General features: G+C 56.5%; 16 protein-coding genes. 11 read left to right on the top strand and 5 right to left on the bottom strand.

Annotation, left to right across the window (positions count from 1 at the left end):
• Positions 1–46: 46 nt before the first annotated feature.
• From D5067_RS04670 to queF, 4 genes are all read right to left on the bottom strand, one after another.
• Positions 47–1,414 (bottom strand): L-serine ammonia-lyase, encoded by a 1,368-nt coding sequence (locus D5067_RS04670; protein WP_119936065.1) that lies wholly within the window; start codon positions 1,412–1,414, stop codon positions 47–49.
• Positions 1,415–1,477: 63 nt separating this feature from the next.
• Complete coding sequence (locus D5067_RS04675) at positions 1,478–2,767, bottom strand: HAAAP family serine/threonine permease (RefSeq protein WP_119936064.1); 1,290 nt, start codon at positions 2,765–2,767, stop codon at positions 1,478–1,480.
• 514 nt (positions 2,768–3,281) lie between these two features.
• Positions 3,282–4,646, bottom strand: a complete 1,365-nt coding sequence (gene ppnN / locus D5067_RS04680) for a nucleotide 5'-monophosphate nucleosidase PpnN (RefSeq protein ID WP_119936063.1) — start codon at positions 4,644–4,646, stop codon at positions 3,282–3,284.
• 116 nt (positions 4,647–4,762) lie between these two features.
• The gene (queF, locus tag D5067_RS04685) at positions 4,763–5,605 is read right to left on the bottom strand and encodes an NADPH-dependent 7-cyano-7-deazaguanine reductase QueF (protein ID WP_119936062.1); all 843 of its coding nucleotides are present in this window, start codon (positions 5,603–5,605) and stop codon (positions 4,763–4,765) included.
• 69 nt (positions 5,606–5,674) lie between these two features.
• Here queF and syd point away from each other — a divergent pair, with 69 nt between their 5' ends.
• From syd to D5067_RS04725, 8 genes are all read left to right on the top strand, one after another.
• The gene (syd, locus tag D5067_RS04690) at positions 5,675–6,220 is read left to right on the top strand and encodes a SecY-interacting protein (protein WP_119936061.1); all 546 of its coding nucleotides are present in this window, start codon (positions 5,675–5,677) and stop codon (positions 6,218–6,220) included.
• 632 nt (positions 6,221–6,852) lie between these two features.
• Entirely contained in the window at positions 6,853–7,182 is a 330-nt protein-coding gene (locus D5067_RS04695) for a YqcC family protein (RefSeq protein WP_119936060.1), read from the top strand.
• Complete coding sequence (gene truC, locus D5067_RS04700; protein ID WP_119936059.1) at positions 7,179–7,964, top strand: tRNA pseudouridine(65) synthase TruC; 786 nt, start codon at positions 7,179–7,181, stop codon at positions 7,962–7,964. Before D5067_RS04695 ends, truC begins: the two co-directional genes overlap by 4 nt.
• 15 nt (positions 7,965–7,979) lie before the next feature.
• Entirely contained in the window at positions 7,980–8,429 is a 450-nt protein-coding gene (locus D5067_RS04705; RefSeq protein WP_119936058.1) for a flavodoxin, read from the top strand.
• A 359-nt stretch (positions 8,430–8,788) separates the two neighbouring features.
• Positions 8,789–10,144 (top strand): galactarate/glucarate/glycerate transporter GudP, encoded by a 1,356-nt coding sequence (gene gudP / locus D5067_RS04710; RefSeq protein WP_119936057.1) that lies wholly within the window; start codon positions 8,789–8,791, stop codon positions 10,142–10,144.
• Positions 10,144–11,484: an enolase C-terminal domain-like protein gene (locus D5067_RS04715; protein ID WP_119936278.1), complete on the top strand. Its 1,341-nt coding sequence runs from the start codon at positions 10,144–10,146 to the stop codon at positions 11,482–11,484. The genes gudP and D5067_RS04715 overlap by 1 nt, the downstream gene beginning before the upstream one ends.
• 15 nt (positions 11,485–11,499) lie before the next feature.
• Positions 11,500–12,837, top strand: coding sequence for a glucarate dehydratase (gene gudD / locus D5067_RS04720; protein WP_119936056.1), 1,338 nt, complete (start codon positions 11,500–11,502; stop codon positions 12,835–12,837).
• A gap of 77 nt (positions 12,838–12,914) precedes the next feature.
• On the top strand, positions 12,915–14,054 hold the full coding sequence (locus tag D5067_RS04725) for a glycerate kinase (RefSeq protein ID WP_119936055.1): 1,140 nt from the start codon (positions 12,915–12,917) through the stop codon (positions 14,052–14,054).
• Positions 14,055–14,149: 95 nt separating this feature from the next.
• Here the strand turns inward: D5067_RS04725 and barA are convergent, their stop codons facing one another.
• Positions 14,150–16,909 carry a two-component sensor histidine kinase BarA gene (gene barA / locus D5067_RS04730; protein WP_119936054.1) on the bottom strand — a complete coding sequence of 920 codons (2,760 nt, stop codon included), beginning with the start codon at positions 16,907–16,909 and terminating at the stop codon, positions 14,150–14,152.
• A gap of 57 nt (positions 16,910–16,966) precedes the next feature.
• Here barA and rlmD point away from each other — a divergent pair, with 57 nt between their 5' ends.
• From rlmD to mazG, 3 genes are all read left to right on the top strand, one after another.
• On the top strand, positions 16,967–18,265 hold the full coding sequence (gene rlmD / locus D5067_RS04735) for a 23S rRNA (uracil(1939)-C(5))-methyltransferase RlmD (RefSeq protein ID WP_119936053.1): 1,299 nt from the start codon (positions 16,967–16,969) through the stop codon (positions 18,263–18,265).
• Between the two features lie 51 nt (positions 18,266–18,316).
• Complete coding sequence (gene relA / locus D5067_RS04740; RefSeq protein WP_119936052.1) at positions 18,317–20,548, top strand: GTP diphosphokinase; 2,232 nt, start codon at positions 18,317–18,319, stop codon at positions 20,546–20,548.
• A gap of 66 nt (positions 20,549–20,614) precedes the next feature.
• Complete coding sequence (gene mazG, locus D5067_RS04745) at positions 20,615–21,406, top strand: nucleoside triphosphate pyrophosphohydrolase (protein WP_119936051.1); 792 nt, start codon at positions 20,615–20,617, stop codon at positions 21,404–21,406.
• Positions 21,407–21,466: the final 60 nt, after the last annotated feature.

The following is a 21,466-nucleotide window of genomic DNA, read 5'->3' on the forward strand; positions in this document are numbered from 1 at the left end:
GGGGAAAACGGGAAGAAGCCTCGCAAAACGAGGCTTCCCGAGAGGCTTAATCGCAGGTCACGATTTTCATCGCCAGGCCGCCGCGAGAGGTTTCGCGGTATTTGGCGTTCATGTCTTTACCCGTTTCGTACATGGTTTCGATAACCTTATCGAGACACACGCGCGGTTCGCTAGTGCGGCGCAGCGCCATACGGGCCGCATTTACCGCTTTTACCGAAGCAATAGCGTTACGCTCGATGCACGGCACCTGTACCTGACCGGCAACCGGATCGCAGGTCAGCCCCAGGTTATGTTCCATACCGATTTCTGCCGCAATACACACCTGAGTCGGGCTTGCGCCCAGCAGCTCGGCCAGACCCGCAGCCGCCATCGAGCAAGCCACGCCGACTTCACCCTGACAGCCCACTTCCGCACCGGAAATGGAGGCGTTCATTTTGTACAGTGAACCAATCGCGCTGGTGACCAGCAGGTAGCGCGCCAGTGAGTTTGCGTTCACTTCGCGGATGAACTTGTCGTAGTAAGCCAGTACGGCCGGAACAATACCGCACGCGCCGTTGGTTGGCGCGGTGACGACGCGGCCGCCCGCGGCGTTCTCTTCGTTCACCGCCAGCGCGAACATGTTGATCCAGTCGACAACGGCCATGGGGTCGGTCGTCGTTTTGTCGGCGCTAACCAGCATACGGCGCAGCGCAGCCGCACGGCGCGGAACGCGCAGTTTGCCCGGCAGCACGCCTTCGGTAGTGATCCCGCGCTCGATACCGCCGCGCATCACGTCCCAGACGTTCGCAAAGTGCTGCTCCAGCTCTTCCTTACTGTGCAGCGCCAGCTCGTTTTTCATCATCAGGCCGGAGAGGGAAAGCCCCGTTTCCTGGCAGTGGCGCTGTAAATCCGCCGCATTTTTGTACGGATAAGGCACTTCAACAGCAGAACTGTTGGTTTGACCAAAGTGGTCTTCGTCGACGATAAAACCGCCGCCGATAGAGTAATAGGTTTGGCTGTACACCGCTTTGTCGCCGGCCAGTGCGGTAATACGCATGCCGTTTTCGTGCAGCGACAGGTTGTCGGCATGGAAGTTCATGCAGCGATCAACCGGGAATTCAACTTCATGCTCGCCGTTCGCCAGCAGCAAACGACTGTGGGTGTTCACATCCTGGATGAAGCCAGGGATCGCATCAATATCAACGGTATCCGGCAGGTTTCCCGCCAGGCCCATGATAATGGCGATATCGGTATGGTGGCCTTTACCGGTCAGGGAAAGGGAACCGTATACATCGACAACCACGCGGGTGATGTCGTGCAAAATGCCGCGTGCAATCAAGTCATCCGTGAATTGTTTACCGGCTTTCATTGGTCCGACAGTGTGAGAGCTGGAAGGACCAATACCGATTTTGAAAATATCGAATACGCTAATCATGATGCGTCCATTGCTATCAGTCAGAGGGGAGGAGTGCGCCGCCCGGGGACGGCGCAGGAGGTATTAGCTGAACAGCGAGTAGAAAATCGCGGAGATGGCAATCAGGCCCATAATCACAACGAACACGTTGCTGATATGGCCGCTGTATTTACGCATCGCAGGCACTTTCTGAATCGCGTACATCGGCATCAGGAACAGAATCATCGCGATAACCGGGCCGCCCAGGGTTTCAATCATGCCCAGGATGCTTGGGTTCAGGGTCGCTACCGCCCAGGTGGTGAGCAGCATGAACAGCGCAGTGATTTTGTTCAGCTTGTTGATTTCAATGCTCTTGCCTTTACCGCGCAGAGATTTAATCACCATACCGTTAAAGCCTTCGCGAGCGCCCAGGTAGTGGCCCAGGAAGGATTTGGTAATCGCGATAATCGCGATGATAGGTGCCATCCACGCAATTACCGGTGCGTTAAAGTGGTTTGCCAGGTAGGACAGAATGGAGATGTTCTGCTCTTTCGCCGCAGCCAGGTCCGCTGGGGAGAGGCTCAGCACGCAGCTGAACACGAAGAACATAACGGTCAGCACCATCATGACGTGAGCGCGAGCCAGGATGCTGGAACACTTCTTCTCTGCACCGTTGCCGTACTCTTCGCGCTTCGCAACCGCGAAGGAGGAGATGATCGGCGAATGGTTAAAGGAGAACACCATTACCGGGATTGCCAGCCACAGGGTCAACAGCAGGCCGTTACCGGTCGCGGATGCGCTGCTCAGAGACAGGGTTTCCAGCGCGGCGCCGTTCCACTGTGGGATCAGGTAGCAGGCCAGCACCATCAGGGCAATAACGAATGGGAACACCAGGATGCTCATCGCTTTAACGATCATCTGCTCGCCGAAGCGCACGATGGTCATCATACCCACGATCAGGATCAGGGACAGAATGGCGCGCGGTGGCGGCGTCATGTGCAGCTGGTGCGCCATGAAGCTTTCAACGGTATTGGTGATTGCCACGCTGTAAACCAGCAGAATCGGGTAAATCGCGAAGAAGTAGAGCAGGGTAATCAGTTTACCTGCGCCGACGCCGAAGTGCTCTTCAACCACTTCAGTGATGTCTTCGCCCGGATTTTTACCGGACAGCACGAAGCGGGTTAAGCCGCGGTGTGCAAAGAAGGTCATCGGGAACGCGATGATGGCCATGATGATCAGCGGGATCAGACCGCCGACACCTGCGTTGATAGGAAGGAACAGTACACCAGCGCCGATTGCCGTGCCGTAAAGGCCAAGCATCCACATGGTATCCGTTTTGCGCCAACCGCTTCGGGAATCAATCGAAGCAACGGTGCTGGTTTGAGTGGTTTCCATCTGTATCTCCTGGAGGAAGCAAATTGTCAGGCTTTTTAGTCAAATCCGATGAAAAAGTGCCTGACGGTAATATGAAATTCGTTCAGTGACGGTTTTTTAATAATTTTCGCCCGTAACTATTGGCGGGCGGAAAGATACATTCTAGTTATGAATCCTTCAGTGATCCTGATCCCAAATGCAATAATCCACTCTCTATGTGGGCATGTTTAGACCATTTATCTGTTAAAAAAACATCAAAGAGAATTTACGGGCGCGAAGGCTATCATTAACGACATGTAGCCTGAAAGGCTGGGCAGTAAGTTAGGAGAGTTACGCTGTAAAGAAATGGGTTTTTAGTATTTTCTCGCAGGTAATTTAGATTAAGGCTGATAAATTACGGTCTTCAAATCGAAGTAATCGTTTGCGTTGGCGCTACGTTTGTTCAATTTATAAGACAACGCAATGAATGAGTTCAGTAATAAAAAAGCCGGATCGCACGTGATGCGATCCGGCTTGTGCTGGTCATGAAAGAGCGTTATTTGATGATTTCGTAGCAAGGAATGTAGGCTGAGCCCGGCAGCTTCATGCGGTGCTGGGCGACAAAGCCCTGCAGCATGTCATCCATGCGGCGCATCATCTCACTGTCTCCGTGGATCTTATACGGCCCGAACTCCTCGATAGCGCGGATCCCCACCTCTTTTACGTTGCCCGCCACGATGCCCGAGAAGGCACGTCGCAGGTCGGCGGCCAGCACTTCCACCGGCTGGTCAGGGTAGAGTTTCAGGTTGGCCATATTCTCGTGAGAAGGCTCGAACGGCACCTGCAGGTCTGGCGCGATGCGGATTGACCAGTTAAAGCTGTAGGCATCTCCGGTATCGCGGCGGTTCTCTTTCACCAGCGGCATCGCTTTCTTCATCAGGCGCGCCACTTCCGCAGCGTCGTCAATGATGATGCGATAGTGGCTGCGCGCGGCTTCGCCCAGGGTATGCACGATAAACTCATCCAGCACGCGGAAGTAGTCTGCGCTCTCTTTCGGACCGGTCAGGATCAGCGGCAGAACCTGATTTTTGTTGGCCGGGTTCATCAGAATGCCCAGCAGATAAAGCAGTTCTTCCGCCGTGCCTACGCCGCCTGGGAAGATGATGATGCCGTGGGCAATACGGACAAACGCCTCAAGACGTTTTTCGATATCCGGCATGATTATCAGCTCGTTAACCAGAGGGTTAGGTGGCTCAGCCGCGATGATGGACGGCTCTGTCATCCCGATAAAACGCCCTTCTTTATAACGCTGCTGCGCGTGTCCCACGGCGGCGCCTTTCATCGGTGCTTCCATCGCGCCGGGGCCACAGCCGGTACAGATGTTAAGCTCACGCAGGCCAAGCTGAGTACCCACGCGGCGGGCATAGAGATATTCGGTTTCGTTAATTGAGTGTCCACCCCAGCAGACGACCATATTTGGTGCTTCGCCAACGTGCAGCGCACGGGCGTTACGCAAAATAGAGAAGACCAGGTTGGTGATATGAACCGAGCTTTCCAGGTCAAGATGCTGGAAACGCCCCGCGTTGCTGATCTGGCCGTTAACGAACAGGATGTCGCGCAGCACGGCAAACAGGTTGGCCTGCAGCGAGCGAATAATACGCCCGTCGACAAAGGCCTCTTCCGGCGGGTTGATGACCTCAAGCTTCACGCCGCGCTCGCGGCGCAGCACGTTGATGTCGAAGCTTTCGAAGCGGGACAGCAGCTCTTTACTGTTGTCGGTGAGGCTTCCGGAGTTCAGAACGGCAAGTGAACAGTTACGAAACAGTTGATAAAGGTCGCTACTGGCGGTGCGTTTAAGCATGTCCACTTCCAGCTGCGACAACATATCCATTGAGCCAAGCGGGCTAATGTGTGTAATCAAGTGAGCTCCTTACGGGACATTTATCGTCTTTCCCTGTTGATTACAATAGCCCTGGCTTATGACGTTTCACAACCTAAAGCGCGGAATAGACTGCGCATATTGTGAAAATATTTATATTACTGCCGGACAAGCCGACCGGTGGCAGGCACAAAATCGGTATTGGTGCGCCACGGGTTGATGTCCAGACCGCCGCGGCGGGTGTAGCGCGCATAAACGCTCAGCTTTTCCGGCTGGCAGAAACGCATAACGTCGTTAAAGATGCGCTCCACGCACTGCTCGTGGAATTCATTGTGATGGCGGAACGACACCAGATAGCGCAGCAGCTTTTCACGGTCGATTTTTGGGCCGCGATACTGGATCTGCACCGAGCCCCAGTCAGGCTGATGGGTGATCAGGCAGTTAGACTTGAGCAGATGGCTGACCAGCGTCTCTTCAATCACCTTGCCGCACGCTGCGTTTTCGAGGTAGTCGGTGCTGAATTCATAGCTATCCACCTCGATATCCTGATCGTCGATGCAGGCGCCGTTGAAGTGGGCGACAGGCTGCCCTTCCAGCTCATTCAGACGATACAGCGAAACCGCCACGTCGCCCTGCGCGCAGGCGCGTAAATCCCGCTCCAGCGTGCGCTGTACGTCGTCCCAGCTGTCGAATTTGGTCTGGTTAAAGCTGTTGAGATACAGCTTGAAGCTTTTGGATTCGACGAGGTTAACGCTGGCGTAATCCAGCTCCACGTGGCCGACGGCCACCTGCGGCAGGCCGCGCGCGTTAAGCCAGGAGAGTTCGTACAGCGTCCAGATATCGCCGCCGACAAACGGCAGCGCGTCGGCGTGCAGGCCCAGCGGATCGCGGTTGAGGCTGCGCGGAACACCCTGCAACAGGCTTGCATCGTAGGTGTCGCGGTAATCGGTCGATTTACCCAGCGTTAAGCCCGTTAACGCCTGATGATTTTCGTAAGACATGTTTCATAACCACTTTACAGGTACACTTAGGGGCTGAGTTTATCCTGTCTTACAAGAAGAGAGAAATCCGTGGATATCGAAACTGCAAATGCCCTTACGAGCTTCACGACCCGCTACTGCGACGCATGGCATGAGAAGCAGGAAACGTGGCCGCAAAGCGCTGATTTATATGGCGTGCCATCACCGTGCATAATCTCAACTCTTGATGACAGCGTGCTCTGGCAGCCTAAAGCCTTTACGGGCGAGGCTAATGTAAATGGAGTTGAACGGGCAATGGGCCTTGTGGTACAACCACCGGTTCACGCGTTTTACACCACGCAGTTTGCGGGGGATATGGCCGCGCGCTTTGCCGACATATCGCTAACATTGCTGCAAACCTGGAGCGAAGACGATCTCCAGCGCGTTCAGGAAAACCTGATTGGCCATCTGGTCACGCAAAAACGCCTTAAGCTTTCACCGACTCTCTTTATTGCCACGCTCGACAGTGAACTGGACGTTATTTCCGTCTGTAACCTTTCCGGCGAAGTGATTAAAGAGACCATCGGCACCCGCAATCGCGACGTTCTCGCCCCCTCACTTGCGGATTTCCTCACCCGACTTGAGCCGCTTCTGTAATCCATCATGCTATAGCGCGTGTGAGAGATCTCTTACAAGGTTTGTGAGAGATCGCTGAGTCATTCAGTAATATCTTAACGGTGTAAAATAAACAAATTCATATTTTTCAAATTGTTAATTGGGTATTGTGCCGTGTGAGAAGGGTACGTGTTGCTTACACTGCTGTGAGAGTGGGTTGTAAGACGAAGCGGAATAGCGGATTCTATCTCCGTCGACAGGAAGCCGACACGAGAGATGAACATCAGGATGATGGCATTTCTCACGAAGGACCCGCCAGGATGGCGTTGCAGGAAGGCTTCTGGATGAAGCGAAGCGGATCGCGCAGGATGCGTAAGGGACACCTCCAGGAAGGAGAATGTGAGCCGGTCAGGATGGTCGGTGGGTCAGGAAGGCCAGGATGTTTCAGGATGAAACAAACACGTCAGGACGATGTGAGCAGGATGCAGCGGTAGACGGATGACTAGGCCTTCGGGCATCAGGAAAAGTTGTCACGGATGAGCAGGGAGCACAAATTGTAGCTGGAATGCTGCGAAACGAACCGGGAGCACTGTTTTTACAGTGCTCCCTTTTTTTATTTATGCCTTCTGCAATGCTATGCTGCGCGCCGATCATTTTTTCAGTTGAGGTTTTTCATGACGCAACACGATAGCGTTCGTGCTCAGTTGCACGCCATCGAAGCACTCTTGCGCCAACATCAGCTGTGGCAGGAGACTGCGCCGCAGCCTGAAGCGTTCGCAAGCACCCAGCCTTTCTGCCTGGATACCCTTGAGCCGTTCGAGTGGCTGCAGTGGGTGTTGATCCCCCGCATGCACGCTCTGCTGGATGGGCGTCATCCGCTTCCGCAGAATTTTGCGGTTGCGCCCTATTATGAAATGGCGCTGGATGCGACGCACCCGGCGCGCGTTGTCGCGCTGGTTGAGTTAGAGCGCCTGGATGCGCTGTTTGCCGGTAACGATGCATGACGATTGAGATCCTCTATCAGGACGAGTGGCTGGTGGCGGTGAATAAACCGTCGGGCTGGCTGGTACACCGCAGCTGGCTGGATCGCGACGAGAAAGTCGTGGTCATGCAGACCGTACGCGATCAGATTGGCCAGCATGTGTATACCGTCCACCGTCTGGACCGCCCGACCTCCGGCGTGCTGCTGATGGGGCTGTCCAGCGAAGCGGGGCGGCTGCTGTCGCAGCAGTTTGAACAGCACCAGATGCAAAAGCGCTACCATGCCATTGTGCGCGGCTGGCTGACGGATGCCGCAACGCTGGATTATCCGCTGGTGGAGGAGCTGGACAAAATTGCCGATAAATTTGCGCGGGCTGATAAAGAGCCTCAGCCTGCGGTGACCGATTATCGCGGCATGGCGACAACCGAAATGCCGGTGGCCACCGGTAAATTTTCTACCACGCGCTACAGCCTGGTTGAGCTTTTGCCTAAAACTGGACGTAAACACCAGCTTCGCCGCCATCTGTCACACCTGCGTCACCCGATCATTGGCGACAGCAAACACGGCGACCTGCGTCAGAACCGCAGTGCGGCCGAGCACTTTGGCTGCGGCCGTCTGATGCTGCACGCAAGCGAGCTTAGCCTGACGCACCCGTTCACTGGCGAACCGCTGACTATCCGCGCGGGGCTGGACTACGTCTGGATGCAGGCGCTGTCACAGTTTGGCTGGCTGGGACAACTCCCCGAAAATGAAAGGGTTGAGTTTGCACCGGGCAACGTTCAGGATGAACAACACGCGCATTAAGTAAGGGAGTAAAGCATGGCTGAAGTAGGCATTTTTGTCGGCACGATGTACGGCAATTCGTTGCTGGTAGCGGAAGAAGCCGAAGCGATCCTCGCCAACCAGGGCCACAAAGCCACGGTTTATGAAGATCCGGAGCTGGCAGACTGGGAAAAGTATAAAGACAAATACGCTCTCGTCGTCACGTCTACGACCGGGCAGGGCGATCTGCCGGACAGCATCGTGCCGCTGTTTCAGGGTATCAAAGACCAGCTTGGCTATCAGCCTGACGTTCACTACGGCATCATTGCCCTGGGCGACAGCTCCTACGCCAACTTCTGCGGCGGCGGCAAGCAGTTCGACGCGCTCCTTCAGGAGCAAAGTGCCCAGCGCGTCGGCGAGATGCTGCTGATTGATGCGGGCGAACACCCGGAGCCCGAAAGCGTATCGAACCCGTGGGTTGAGCACTGGGCCACGCTTCTCAAATAACACTCTGCCCGGCGGCGCTTCGCTTGCGCGGGCGTATGGGTTTGTAGGCCGGGTCAGGCGAAGCCGCCACCCGGCAACGAAACCGCACGAAAACCTCAATTCCGTGAACCATCTTCCACTGCTTTGGGCTTATGCCCCAAACCACGTCTCACGCCTCCTTCAATGTTGTGTCGATGCACGGTGAGGCAGAGCGCCACTCCTTCATATACTTTCCCCGTCAGTTACAAAAAAAGGCAGTGCTTCCCTATAAAACGGCATTAAGCCGTACCAAAACTGCCCAATACTAACCTCTCATTCTGATTACCCTACAGGTGCTGTACAGAATGAACCGGCGAAAGCCAGGATTCAGGAGTGCAACTATGAGTACATTAAGCCAGGCTGCGAGCAGCGCGGAAAAGCGCACTAACGCACGCTACTGGATAGTGGTGATGCTGTTTATCGTCACGTCCTTCAACTATGGTGACCGCGCCACGCTGTCGATTGCCGGTTCAGAAATGGCAAAAGATATCGGGCTTGATCCGGTTGGCATGGGTTACGTTTTCTCTGCGTTTTCATGGGCCTATGTTATCGGCCAAATCCCCGGCGGCTGGCTGCTCGACCGATTCGGCTCGAAGCGCGTCTATTTCTGGTCCATCTTTATCTGGTCGATGTTCACCCTGCTGCAGGGCTTCGTCGATATCTTCAGCGGCTTCGGCATTATCATTGCGCTCTTCACCCTGCGTTTCCTGGTGGGCCTGGCGGAAGCGCCGTCCTTCCCCGGCAACAGCCGCATCGTCGCGGCCTGGTTCCCGGCGCAGGAGAGAGGAACGGCGGTAGCCATTTTTAACTCCGCACAGTACTTCGCGACGGTTATCTTCGCACCGATCATGGGCTGGCTGACGCAAGAGGTGGGCTGGTCACACGTCTTCTTCTTCATGGGCGGACTTGGGATCGTCATTAGCTTCGTGTGGCTGAAAGTGATCCACGAGCCAAACCAACACCCTGGCGTGAACAAGAAAGAGCTGGAGTACATTGCGGAAGGCGGGGCGCTGATCAATATGGATCAGAAGAGCGCCAAAGCGAAAGTGCCGTTCAGCCATAAATGGGCGCAGATCAAACAGCTCGTCGGCTCGCGCATGATGATCGGCATCTATCTGGGCCAGTACTGCATCAACGCCCTGACCTACTTCTTTATCACCTGGTTCCCGGTTTACCTGGTGCAGGCGCGGGGCATGACGATCCTCAAAGCGGGCTTCGTTGCCTCTGTTCCGGCGGTCTGCGGCTTCGTGGGCGGGGTGCTCGGGGGCGTGATTTCCGACTGGCTGATGCGCCGTACCGGTTCACTGAATATCGCGCGCAAAACGCCTATCGTGCTCGGCATGCTGCTCTCGATGACCATGGTGTTCTGCAACTACGTCAACGCGGAGTGGATGATTATCGGCTTTATGGCCATGGCATTCTTCGGTAAAGGCATCGGTGCGCTGGGCTGGGCGGTGATGGCGGATACCGCGCCAAAAGAGATCAGCGGCCTGAGCGGCGGCTTGTTCAACATGTTCGGTAACATTTCCGGGATTATCACCCCAATTGCTATCGGCTACATCGTCGGGACGACCGGTTCCTTCAACGGCGCGCTGATCTACGTAGGGGTTCATGCTCTGGTGGCGGTACTGAGTTATCTGGTGCTGGTGGGCGATATCAAACGTGTAGAACTTAAACCTGTTGGGGAGCGCGGATGATGACAACGCAATCAAGCCCGGTCGTGACGGAAATGAAGGTCATTCCGGTGGCGGGGCAGGACAGTATGCTGCTCAACATCGGCGGCGCGCATAGCGCCTGGTTTACCCGCAACATCGTGGTGCTGACCGACAGCGCGGGCAATACCGGCGTGGGCGAAGCGCCGGGTGGAGAGGTGATTTACCAGACGCTGGTAGACGCAATACCGCAGGTTGTCGGGCAGGAAGTCGCGCGTCTGAACAAGGTGGTTCAGCACGTCCATAAGGGCAACCAGTCGGCAGATTTTGACACCTTTGGCAAAGGCGCGTGGACGTTTGAACTGCGCGTGAACGCGGTTGCCGCGCTGGAAGCGGCCCTGCTGGATTTACTCGGTAAGACACTGAATGTTCCGGTCTGTGAACTGCTCGGGCCGGGTAAGCAGCGTGATGCAGTTACGGTGCTGGGCTATCTGTTCTACGTTGGCGATCGCACCAAAACCGATCTTCCTTATCTGGAACGTTCTCCTGGCAGCCACGAATGGTATCGGCTGCGCCATCAGGAGGCGCTCTCCAGCGAGGCGGTCGTGCGCCTGGCGGAAGCCGCGCAGGATCGCTACGGCTTTAAAGATTTCAAGCTGAAAGGCGGCGTGCTGCCGGGCGAGCAGGAAATTGAGAGTGCCCGCGCGCTGAAAAAGCGCTTCCCGGACGCGCGGATCACCGTCGATCCGAACGGCGCATGGCTGCTGGATGAGGCCATCACGCTCTGCAAAGGCCTGGGCGATGTACTGACCTATGCAGAAGACCCGTGCGGCGCCGAGCAGGGCTTTTCCGGTCGCGAGGTAATGGCGGAGTTCCGCCGCGCAACCGGCCTGCCGGTAGCGACCAATATGATTGCCACCAACTGGCGCGAAATGGGCCACGCGGTGATGCTGAACGCGGTGGACATTCCGCTGGCGGACCCGCACTTCTGGACGCTCTCTGGCGCCGTGCGCGTGGCGCAACTCTGCGACGACTGGGGTCTGACCTGGGGCTGCCATTCCAACAACCATTTCGACATTTCGCTGGCGATGTTTACCCACGTCGGTGCGGCAGCGCCGGGTAATCCAACCGCCATCGATACCCACTGGATTTGGCAGGAGGGAGAAACCCGTCTGACCAAAAATCCGCTCGAGATCAAAAATGGCAAAATTGCCGTGCCGGATGCGCCGGGGCTGGGCGTGGAGATTGACTGGGATCAGATCCACAAAGCCCACGAGGCGTATAAAAAGCTGCCGGGCGGCGCGCGTAACGACGCGGGCCCGATGCAGTACCTTATTCCCGGCTGGACATTTGACCGTAAGCGCCCTGTTTTTGGACGTCACTGATAAAAGGATTGCACGATGAGCACATTTTCTACCCCTGTAGTCACTTCCATGCAGATCGTTCCGGTTGCGGGCCATGACAGCATGCTGATGAACCTGAGCGGTGCGCACGCGCCGTTCTTTACCCGCAATATTGTGATAATCAAGGATAACTCCGGCCATACGGGCGTAGGGGAAATACCGGGCGGCGAGAAGATCCGCAAAACGCTGGAAGACGCGATTCCGCTGGTCGTAGGCAAAACGCTGGGTGAATACAAAAACGTTCTGAACGGCGTGCGTAATACCTTTGCCGACCGCGATGCGGGCGGCCGCGGTCTGCAAACGTTTGACCTGCGCACGACTATCCATGTGGTCACCGGCATCGAAGCCGCCATGCTGGATCTGCTAGGCCAGCACCTGGGGGTAAACGTTGCCTCTCTGCTGGGCGACGGCCAGCAGCGCAGCGAAGTGGAAATGCTCGGCTATCTGTTCTTTGTCGGCAACCGCAAACTGACGCCGCTGCCGTACCAGAGCCAGCCGGACGAGAAATGCGACTGGTATCGCGTTCGCCACGATGAAGCTATGACCCCGGATGCGGTGGTGCGTCTTGCCGAAGCCGCTTACGAAAAATATGGCTTCAATGATTTCAAACTGAAAGGCGGCGTGCTGGCCGGTGAGGAAGAGGCACAAGCTATCACCGCGCTGGCTAAACGCTTCCCGCAGGCGCGCGTCACGCTGGATCCGAACGGCGCCTGGTCGCTCAATGAAGCGATCGCCATCGGCAAGCAGCTGAAAGGCGTGCTGGCCTACGCAGAAGATCCGTGCGGTGCCGAGCAGGGGTTCTCCGGTCGTGAAGTGATGGCGGAATTCCGTCGTGCCACCGGTCTGCCAACCGCGACCAATATGATAGCTACCGACTGGCGTCAAATGGGCCACACGCTCTCCCTGCAGTCTGTCGATATTCCGCTGGCGGACCCGCACTTCTGGACGATGCAAGGCTCGGTTCGCGTGGCGCAGATGTGCCATGAGTTCGGCCTGACCTGGGGCTCGCACTCGAATAACCATTTCGATATCTCGCTGGCGATGTTTACCCACGTGGCGGCAGCTGCGCCGGGCAAAATCACCGCTATCGACACCCACTGGATCTGGCAGGAAGGTAACCAGCGCCTGACCAGGACACCGTTCGAGATCAAAGGCGGTATGGTGCAGGTGCCTGCTACGCCGGGGCTGGGCGTTGAGCTGGATATGGACCAGGTGATGAAAGCGCATGAGCTCTATCAGAAACACGGGCTGGGCGCGCGTGACGATGCGCTGGCGATGCAGTATCTGATCCCTGACTGGACATTCGACAACAAGCGTCCATGCATGGTACGATAAACGCACTGGGACCGCTCCCATGGGCGGTCATTTACGTGGTGTATGCTTAACGTAATCAACATGCGTAAGGATGGCTTATGAAAATTGTTATCGCACCGGACTCGTATAAGGAAAGTTTGAGCGCGCTTGAGGTCGCGACGGCGATTGAAAACGGTTTTCGCGAAATTTTTCCGACGGCAGAGTACGTCAAACTTCCGGTTGCGGATGGTGGAGAAGGGACCGTGGAAGCCATGGTCGCGGCCACTCATGGGCGTATTGTCCCCGTATCCGTCACCGGCCCGCTGGGTGAGCGCGTTGACGGTTTTTACGGGCTTTCCGGTGACGAGCAGAGCGCGTTTATTGAGATGGCGGCGGCAAGCGGTCTGGAGCTTGTCACGCCTTCCAGGCGTAACCCGCTGCTCACTACCTCGTGGGGAACGGGTGAGCTCATCCGCCATGCGCTGGATGCGGGCGTTAAGCATATTATTATCGGTATTGGCGGTAGCGCGACGAATGACGGCGGCGCGGGCATGGTGCAGGCGCTGGGTGCAAAGCTTCTGGATGCCGAAAAACAGCCTATCGGGCAGGGCGGCGGCGAGCTGGCGCGTATTGAGCATATCGATCTCTGCGGGTTAGATAAACGTCTGGCAGACTGCCGCATTGAAGTGGCGTGCGATGTCACCAACCCGCTACTCGGTGAAGAGGGCGCCTCTGCGGTGTTTGGCCCGCAGAAAGGGGCGACGCCGGAGATGATTATTACTCTGGACAAGGCGCTGGCCCATTACGCAAGGGTGATCGCCCGGGATTTAGATATTGATGTTGTCAGTCTCGATGGCGGCGGCGCGGCGGGTGGCATGGGGGCGGCGCTTTACGCCTTTTGCGGCGCGCAGCTGCGCCAGGGCATTGAGATCGTGACCGATGCGCTACACCTGGCCGACCAGGTGGCCGATGCGGATTTGGTGATCACGGGAGAAGGTCGCATCGACAGCCAGACGATCCACGGCAAAGTCCCTGTGGGCGTGGCGAAAGTGGCGAAACGCTTTAACAAACCCGTTATCGGTATTGCAGGAAGCCTGACGGCGGACGTTGGTGTGGTACACGATCACGGCATTGATGCGGTGTTTAGCGTGATCTACACGATCTGCTCACTGGAAGACGCGCTTGAAAATGCCAGCAAGAATGTGCAGATGGCCGCGAGGAATATCGCGGCAACGTTAAAAGCGGGGCAGGGAATGTAGTTCTCCCTCTCCCCGTGGGAGAGGGGCGGGGTGAGGGCATCAGGCCGCACCCGCACCTGTAGGCCCGGTAAGCATAGCGCCACCGGGCTTTTACCTCAGTTCCCCAACACCTTCATCGCTTCCCGCGTCACGTTATCCATTTCATCCAGCAGCTCCAGAAACTCAGGCTCAAGCTCAGTTTCTGGGGTACCGGCGCGGAGCTGCTGTTCAAGCAGCTGACAGAGATTTTTCAGGCGCGGCACGCCGCTGTAGCCGCAGCTGCCGTGCAGCTTGTGGATGGCCTCCAGCAGTTCTTCAGGATTTTCGCCCACCAGCTGCTCTTCGACTTTATTACGAATTTCCGGCAGGAAAGCGACCAGCATTTGCAGCATGTCGCGCGCCAGGTCCGGTTTACCTGCCGCCTGGCGCAGCGCCAGCTGCCAGTCAAAGGTGGCGTTGTGGTTAACGCTTATCTCGACCGGTTCGCTGGACACCGTGTAGGTCCCACCGATGTGCCCCGGCTTATAGCGTAACAGCAGGCTATTCAGTTTTTCTTCGTCAATGGGTTTTGCCAGATAGTCATTCATCCCCGCGCTCAACAGCTTCTCTTTCTGGCCGGCCATCGCGTGGGCGGTGACGGCAATCACCGGCGTTTGCTGCTGATGCGGAAGCTGGCGGATCAGCTCGCAGGCGCGAATGCCGTCCATACCCGGCATCTGAATATCCATCAGAATCAGATCGAACTGCATCTGTTTAGCGTGTTCTACCGCCTCGGCCCCGCTGGTGCAGAGCTCGACGTGCTGGACCTGATCTTCAAGCAGCACGCCAATCAGCTTCAGGTTTGCCGGGTTATCATCCACCGCCATCACGGTCATCGGCAGCTTATGTTCGTCATGAACCAGCGGCAGGGCCTGGTGCGTTAGACGACAGTATTCTGTCAGCGCAGGCAGAAGACGCGTCGCGGTGAGGGGTTTTAGCAGGCAGGCCGCCGCCCCATCGTTTTTTAACTCTTCCGCATTGATTTGCGCGTGACACGGCAGCGCCAGCAGCAGGTAATCAGTCATCGATGCCGCTTTCGCCAGACGCTCCTGCTGCATGGTCAGCTCGCCCGTAAAGGTCACCGGAATACCCATCAGCAGGATATCGTAATGCTCGATGGCCAGCGCAGAGAAGGTAGAACTGTAGACAACCTCCAGCGGCGTGGTGCTGAGCACGTCCAGCGTACACTGCGCCGCTGCGGCGTTTGGCTCGACGTAGGCCAGGCGCATCCCTTTCAGGCAGTCAGTGACCGGGCCATCGGCCAGTACATTCGTGTTGAGGTCAAGATTGATATGGAACCAGAAGGTTGATCCGCGGTTTGGCTGGCTATGGAAGGAGATATCCCCGCCCATCTCTTTCACCAGTTTTTGGGTGATCACCAGCCCAAGCCCGGTACCGCCGTGGCGGCGGGAAATGCTGGCGTCCGCCTGACGGAACGCCTGGAACAGACGCGACTGGTCGCGCTCCGGTATACCGATGCCCGTGTCCCGAATCTGGACTTCAATCTGAACTTTGTTGTTACTGAGCGCCCGTTTTTCGACCAGAATGTCGATATTCCCGCTTTCGGTGAACTTAATCGCGTTACCTACCAGGTTGGTAATAACCTGCTGCAGGCGCAGGGGGTCACCAATGACGTTATCCGGCACGTCGTTCTTAATATTGAGCGTCAGCTCCAGCCCCTTATCATGCGACGAGTGGGCAAGAAGCGTTACCACTTCATCCAGCGTGCTGCGCAGGGGGAACGGAATGCTCTCCAGGATCAGCTTGCCCGCTTCCAGCTTGGAGAAGTCCAGCACGTCATTAATGATGGCCAGCAGGTTATTGGCCGAGCGCTCGATGGTGTGCAGGTGATCGCGCTGCGTCGGGTTAAGCTCGCTTTTCAGCGTCAGACGGGTAAAGCCAATCACGCCATTCAGCGGCGTGCGCAGCTCGTGGGACATATTTGCAAGGAATTCGGATTTAATACGCGCCGCTTCCTGGGCGCGTTTTTTTGCCAGATCCAGCTCAACGTTCTGGATCTCCATCTGTTCCAGCGTTTCGCGCAGGTCGGACGTCGCCTGGTCGACGTTGTGCTGCATCTCTTCGTGATACGCAGCCAGCGACATTGCCATCGAGTTGATGCCGTTTTTCAGCATATCCAGCTCGCCCAGCATAAACCCTTCCACGCGGCTGTCGAGCTGCCCACGGCGGATGCGGTCAACGGTATTAACCATGTTGCGTATGGGTCCCGTCACATCGCGCATCAGTCGCCAGCCGAAGATCAGCGCAATCCCGATGCAGAACAGCATCATCATGCCGGAGATGAAAATTTCTTTGTACTGCTGCAGTCGGACTGACTTGAGATCCAGCTCCAGCGCCACATATCCCAGCATATTGCTGCTGGTCTTGGCGTCAGACTGGGCTGATTCATCGGGCGAATAGCTTTCCGAGATGATTGGCGTGCGCAAAATCATGATATCCCCGCGCCGCAGCACCGTGAGGTGGCGCGGGAACGGCGTCCCGTCCGGGATTTTCAGGGCCGTAGGATCGAGTTGAAAATTCGAGGTAACAAACAGGCGGTTATGCTCATCGTACACGGAAATCGCGCGCACGATGTCCGAATGGCGGCGGTGAAGCACGCTGATTAACTGACCAATAGATTCGCGATTTTGCAGGTTCATCCCATACTCACTGGAGACGGCGAGCGGCTCGATAATGCTGGCTCCGGCGTCTTCCAGCTGCCTCTGCAAATCGTTATAGCGATGCACCACAAAGAAGATACTCAGCAGCAAACCGATGAGAACGGTGGGGGCGAGGATCAAAATCATCATGCGCGCGCGCAGGCTGTAGTTGGTCATGGCGTTCCGTTATGGGACAATTAAGATAATTATGTATATGTGAGAAATATCTCGGCGATGGCGCAATTCTACTCTGCAAAGCGACGCGTGACGACGCGTCAGATCATAACTGTTGAAGCCACTGACCTTGACCCCTTTGGTCAGGGGGTTGCACGTCACAACGGCAAGGCCTTGTTTATAACAGGTTTGCTGCCTGGAGAACGAGCAGAAATTACCCTGACGGAAGATAAACGCCAGTATGCGCGCGGCCAGGTGAAGCGTCGACTCAACGACAGCCCTGAACGCGCGGTCCCTCTCTGCCCCCATTTTGGCGTCTGCGGAGGGTGTCAGCAACAGCACGCCAGCGTAGATTTACAGCAAAAAAGTAAAAGCAGCGCGCTGGCGCGTCAGCTTAAGCACGAGGTTAACGCCATTATCGCCGACCAGCCCTGGGGCTACCGCCGTCGTGCTCGTCTGAGCCTCAGCTACCAGCCTAAGACGGAGCGGCTGGATATGGGGTTTCGTAAAGCCGGCTCCAGCGACATTGTCACGATAAAGCGGTGCCCCATTTTGGTGCCCCAACTTGAGGCATTGCTCCCGGACGTGCACTTCTGTCTGTCCGGGCTCGAAGGGGTTCGCCATCTTGGGCACGTCGAGCTGGTTCTGGCCAACAATGGCCCGCTGATGGTCGTGCGTCATACTGCGCCTCTTACGAAAAAAGACCGTGAAAAACTGGAACGCTTTTCGCATTCTCACGAGCTGGCGCTTTTCCTTGCGCCACAAAGCGAGATACTTGAGCAGGTTACGGGAGACGCCCCCTGGTATGCGTCAAACGGGCTACGCTTAACGTTCAGCCCAAGAGATTTCATTCAGGTAAACGACGGCGTGAATCAGCAGATGATTGAACAAGCGTTGTCGTGGCTGGATGTACAAAAGAGCGATCGGGTGCTGGATCTGTTCTGCGGGATGGGTAACTTCACGCTGCCGTTGGCGCAGAAAGCAGCCAGCGTGGTGGGTGTTGAAGGCGTTGAGGCGCTGGTGGCTAAAGGGCGGGAGAACGCGCGACAGAACGGTTTGCAAAATGTGACATTCTTTCATCAAAACCTTGAGGATGATGTCACTCAGCAGCCGTGGGCGAAACAGGGGTTTGATAAAATTTTGCTCGACCCGGCACGTGCTGGTGCCCCGGGCGTAATGGCACATATTATTAAGCTCGCGCCGAAGCGTGTGGTCTATGTTTCCTGTAACCCGGCGACGCTTGCCCGAGACAGCGAGGCATTAATCAGTGCGGGTTACCAGATTCAGCGTCTGGCAATGCTGGACATGTTCCCGCACACTGGACATCTGGAATCGATGGCGTTGTTTGAGCACATCTAATTTGTTTGGCTTGCCGACTTCGGCAGGCCCTGGTCCCTAAAGGAGAGGACAATGGTTGCGGTAAGAAGTGCACATCTTAATAAAGCTGGTGAGTTTGACCCACAAAAATGGATCGCAAGTCTGGGAATTTCCAGCCAGCAGTCGTGTGAACGCTTAACCGAAACCTGGGCCTACTGTCTGCGTACCACGCAGGGACACACCGATGCTGAACTGCTGCTGTGGCGCGGTATCGAAATGGTCGAAATCTTATCCATGCTCAACATGGATATCGAAACGCTGCAGGCTGCGCTCCTGTTCCCGCTGGCCGATGCGGACGTGGTCTCGGAAGACGTGCTGCGAGAAAGCGTCGGTCAATCCGTTGTCTCGCTGATTCACGGCGTGCGGGATATGGCCGCTATCCGCCAGCTCAAAGCCGCGCAAACCGACTCCGTCTCATCAGAGCAGGTAGATAACGTCCGCCGGATGCTGCTGGCAATGGTGGATGACTTCCGCTGCGTGGTGATCAAGCTGGCTGAGCGCATTGCCCACCTGCGGGAAGTGAAGGATGCGCCAGAAGACGAACGCGTGCTGGCGGCCAAAGAGTGTACAAATATTTATGCACCGCTGGCGAACCGCTTAGGTATCGGTCAGCTGAAGTGGGAGCTGGAGGATTACTGCTTCCGCTATCTGCATCCGGCGGAATACAAGCGCATTGCTAAGCTTCTGCACGAACGCCGTATCGACCGCGAGCACTATATCGACGAATTCGTCGGCGGCCTGCGCCAGTCGATGAAAGAAGAGAACGTGCGCGCCGAGGTGTATGGTCGACCAAAACACATCTACAGCATCTGGCGTAAAATGCAGAAAAAACACCTCGCCTTTGACGAGCTGTTTGACGTGCGCGCCGTACGTATTGTGGCGGAACGTCTGCAGGACTGCTACGCCGCGCTCGGGATAGTGCACACTCACTTCCGCCATCTGCCGGACGAGTTTGATGACTATGTCGCAAACCCGAAACCTAACGGCTACCAGTCTATTCACACCGTTGTGCTTGGCCCTGGCGGCAAAACGGTTGAAATACAGATCCGAACGAAACAGATGCACGAAGACGCCGAGCTGGGCGTGGCCGCGCACTGGAAATACAAAGAGGGTACCTCGGGCGGCGCGCGTTCCGGCCACGAAGACCGCATTGCCTGGCTGCGTAAGCTGATTGCGTGGCAGGAAGAGATGGCCGACTCCGGCGAAATGCTCGACGAAGTGCGCAGCCAGGTCTTTGACGACCGCGTGTACGTCTTTACGCCGAAAGGCGATGTTGTCGATCTGCCAGCCGGTTCAACGCCGCTCGACTTCGCCTACCACATCCACAGCGATGTGGGGCACCGCTGCATCGGTGCGAAAATCGGCGGACGCATCGTGCCGTTCACCTACCAGCTGCAGATGGGCGATCAGATTGAAATCATTACCCAGAAGCAGCCGAATCCAAGCCGCGACTGGCTGAACCCGAACCTCGGTTACGTCACCACCAGCCGCGGGCGCTCGAAAATTCACGCCTGGTTCCGCAAGCAGGATCGTGACAAAAATATCCTTGCCGGTCGCCAAATCCTGGACGACGAGCTGGAGCATATCGGGATCAGCCTGAAAGAGGCAGAGAAGTTCCTGCTGCCGCGCTACAACTTCAACGAGCTTGACGAACTGTTAGCGGCGATTGGCGGGGGTGATATCCGTCTCAACCAGATGGTGAACTTCCTGCAGGCGCAGTTCAATAAGCCAAGTGCGGCAGAGCAGGACGCCGCCGCGCTTAAGCAGCTTCAGCAGAAAACCCACGCCCCACAGCAGCGCAGCAAAGACAATGGCCGCGTGGTTGTAGAAGGTGTCGGGAACCTGATGCACCACATTGCGCGCTGCTGCCAGCCCATCCCGGGTGACGATATTGTCGGCTTTATCACCCAGGGGCGCGGGATCTCCATACACCGCTCAGACTGCGATCAGCTTGCGGAACTGCAGTCCCACGCGCCGGAACGTGTGGTGGATGCGGTATGGGGCGAAAGCTACTCTGCCGGCTACTCGCTGGTGGTACGCGTCACCGCAAACGACCGTAGCGGGCTTCTGCGTGATATCACAACCATTCTCGCTAACGAGAAGGTCAACGTGCTTGGGGTGGCCAGCCGCAGCGATACCCGTGAACAGCTTGCCACCATCGATATGACCATCGAAATCTATAACCTGCAGGTGCTGGGCCGCGTGCTTGGCAAACTGAACCAGGTGCCGGATGTGATTGACGCCCGTCGTCTGCACGGCGGTTAAGCACACTCTTCTGTAGGCCGGGTAAGGCGACGCCGCCACCCGGCATTTTTTTATCAGGACAAATTTATGACTCAAATCGACCGCCTGCTCGGCATTATGAAACGCCTGCGCGACCCGGAAAACGGCTGCCCGTGGGACAAAGAGCAGACTTTCGCCACCATCGCGCCTTACACCCTCGAAGAGACCTATGAAGTGCTGGATGCGATTTCACGCGAGGATTTTGAAGACCTGCGCGGCGAGCTTGGGGACCTGCTTTTCCAGGTTGTGTTCTATGCCCAGATGGCGCAGGAAGAGGGGCGTTTTAATTTTAACGATATTTGCGCCGCCATCAGCGACAAGCTGGAGCGCCGCCATCCGCATATCTTCGCAGATGCCGCTGCTGGCAGCAGCGACGACGTGCTGGCCCGCTGGGAGCAGATCAAAAGCGCCGAGCGCGCTGAAAAATCTCAGCACTCCGCGCTGGACGACATCCCGCTGAACCTGCCTGCGCTGATGCGCGCGCATAAAATCCAGAAACGCTGCTCTGCAGTTGGCTTTGACTGGAACTCCCTTGGCCCAGTGCTTGAAAAAGTGCATGAAGAGATCGACGAAGTGATGCACGAAGCGCAGCAGGCCGTCGTGGATGAAGCAAAGCTGGAGGAGGAGATGGGCGACCTGCTCTTTGCCACCGTCAATCTTTCGCGCCACCTGGGGGTAAAGGCGGAAACTGCCCTGCAAAAAGCCAACATTAAGTTTGAGCGACGCTTCCGTGAGGTTGAGCGTATTGTGGCCTCGCGCGGGCTGGAAATGACGGGAATCGACCTCAATGCGATGGAAGAAGTCTGGCAGGAAGTAAAACGCCAGGAACATGATCTCTAACGGAATTTTGCGATCAAGCGCAATTTGTGTGATTTTTTAAATGACAAGCGCTTGATTTGC

Origin of the sequence: Enterobacter huaxiensis (assembly GCF_003594935.2) — a bacterium.
Lineage (GTDB): Bacteria > Pseudomonadota > Gammaproteobacteria > Enterobacterales > Enterobacteriaceae > Enterobacter > Enterobacter huaxiensis.

Coding starts and splice junctions, on each gene's coding strand:
- D5067_RS04670 (WP_119936065.1), bottom strand. CDS start 1,414: ATGATTAGCGTATTCGATATTTTCAAAATCGGTATTGGTCCTTCCAGC.
- D5067_RS04675 (WP_119936064.1), bottom strand. CDS start 2,767: ATGGAAACCACTCAAACCAGCACCGTTGCTTCGATTGATTCCCGAAGC.
- queF (WP_119936062.1), bottom strand. CDS start 5,605: ATGTCTTACGAAAATCATCAGGCGTTAACGGGCTTAACGCTGGGTAAA.
- D5067_RS04695 (WP_119936060.1), top strand. CDS start 6,853: ATGACGCAACACGATAGCGTTCGTGCTCAGTTGCACGCCATCGAAGCA.
- truC (WP_119936059.1), top strand. CDS start 7,179: ATGACGATTGAGATCCTCTATCAGGACGAGTGGCTGGTGGCGGTGAAT.
- D5067_RS04705 (WP_119936058.1), top strand. CDS start 7,980: ATGGCTGAAGTAGGCATTTTTGTCGGCACGATGTACGGCAATTCGTTG.
- gudP (WP_119936057.1), top strand. CDS start 8,789: ATGAGTACATTAAGCCAGGCTGCGAGCAGCGCGGAAAAGCGCACTAAC.
- D5067_RS04715 (WP_119936278.1), top strand. CDS start 10,144: ATGACAACGCAATCAAGCCCGGTCGTGACGGAAATGAAGGTCATTCCG.
- gudD (WP_119936056.1), top strand. CDS start 11,500: ATGAGCACATTTTCTACCCCTGTAGTCACTTCCATGCAGATCGTTCCG.
- D5067_RS04725 (WP_119936055.1), top strand. CDS start 12,915: ATGAAAATTGTTATCGCACCGGACTCGTATAAGGAAAGTTTGAGCGCG.
- barA (WP_119936054.1), bottom strand. CDS start 16,909: ATGACCAACTACAGCCTGCGCGCGCGCATGATGATTTTGATCCTCGCC.
- rlmD (WP_119936053.1), top strand. CDS start 16,967: ATGGCGCAATTCTACTCTGCAAAGCGACGCGTGACGACGCGTCAGATC.
- relA (WP_119936052.1), top strand. CDS start 18,317: ATGGTTGCGGTAAGAAGTGCACATCTTAATAAAGCTGGTGAGTTTGAC.
- mazG (WP_119936051.1), top strand. CDS start 20,615: ATGACTCAAATCGACCGCCTGCTCGGCATTATGAAACGCCTGCGCGAC.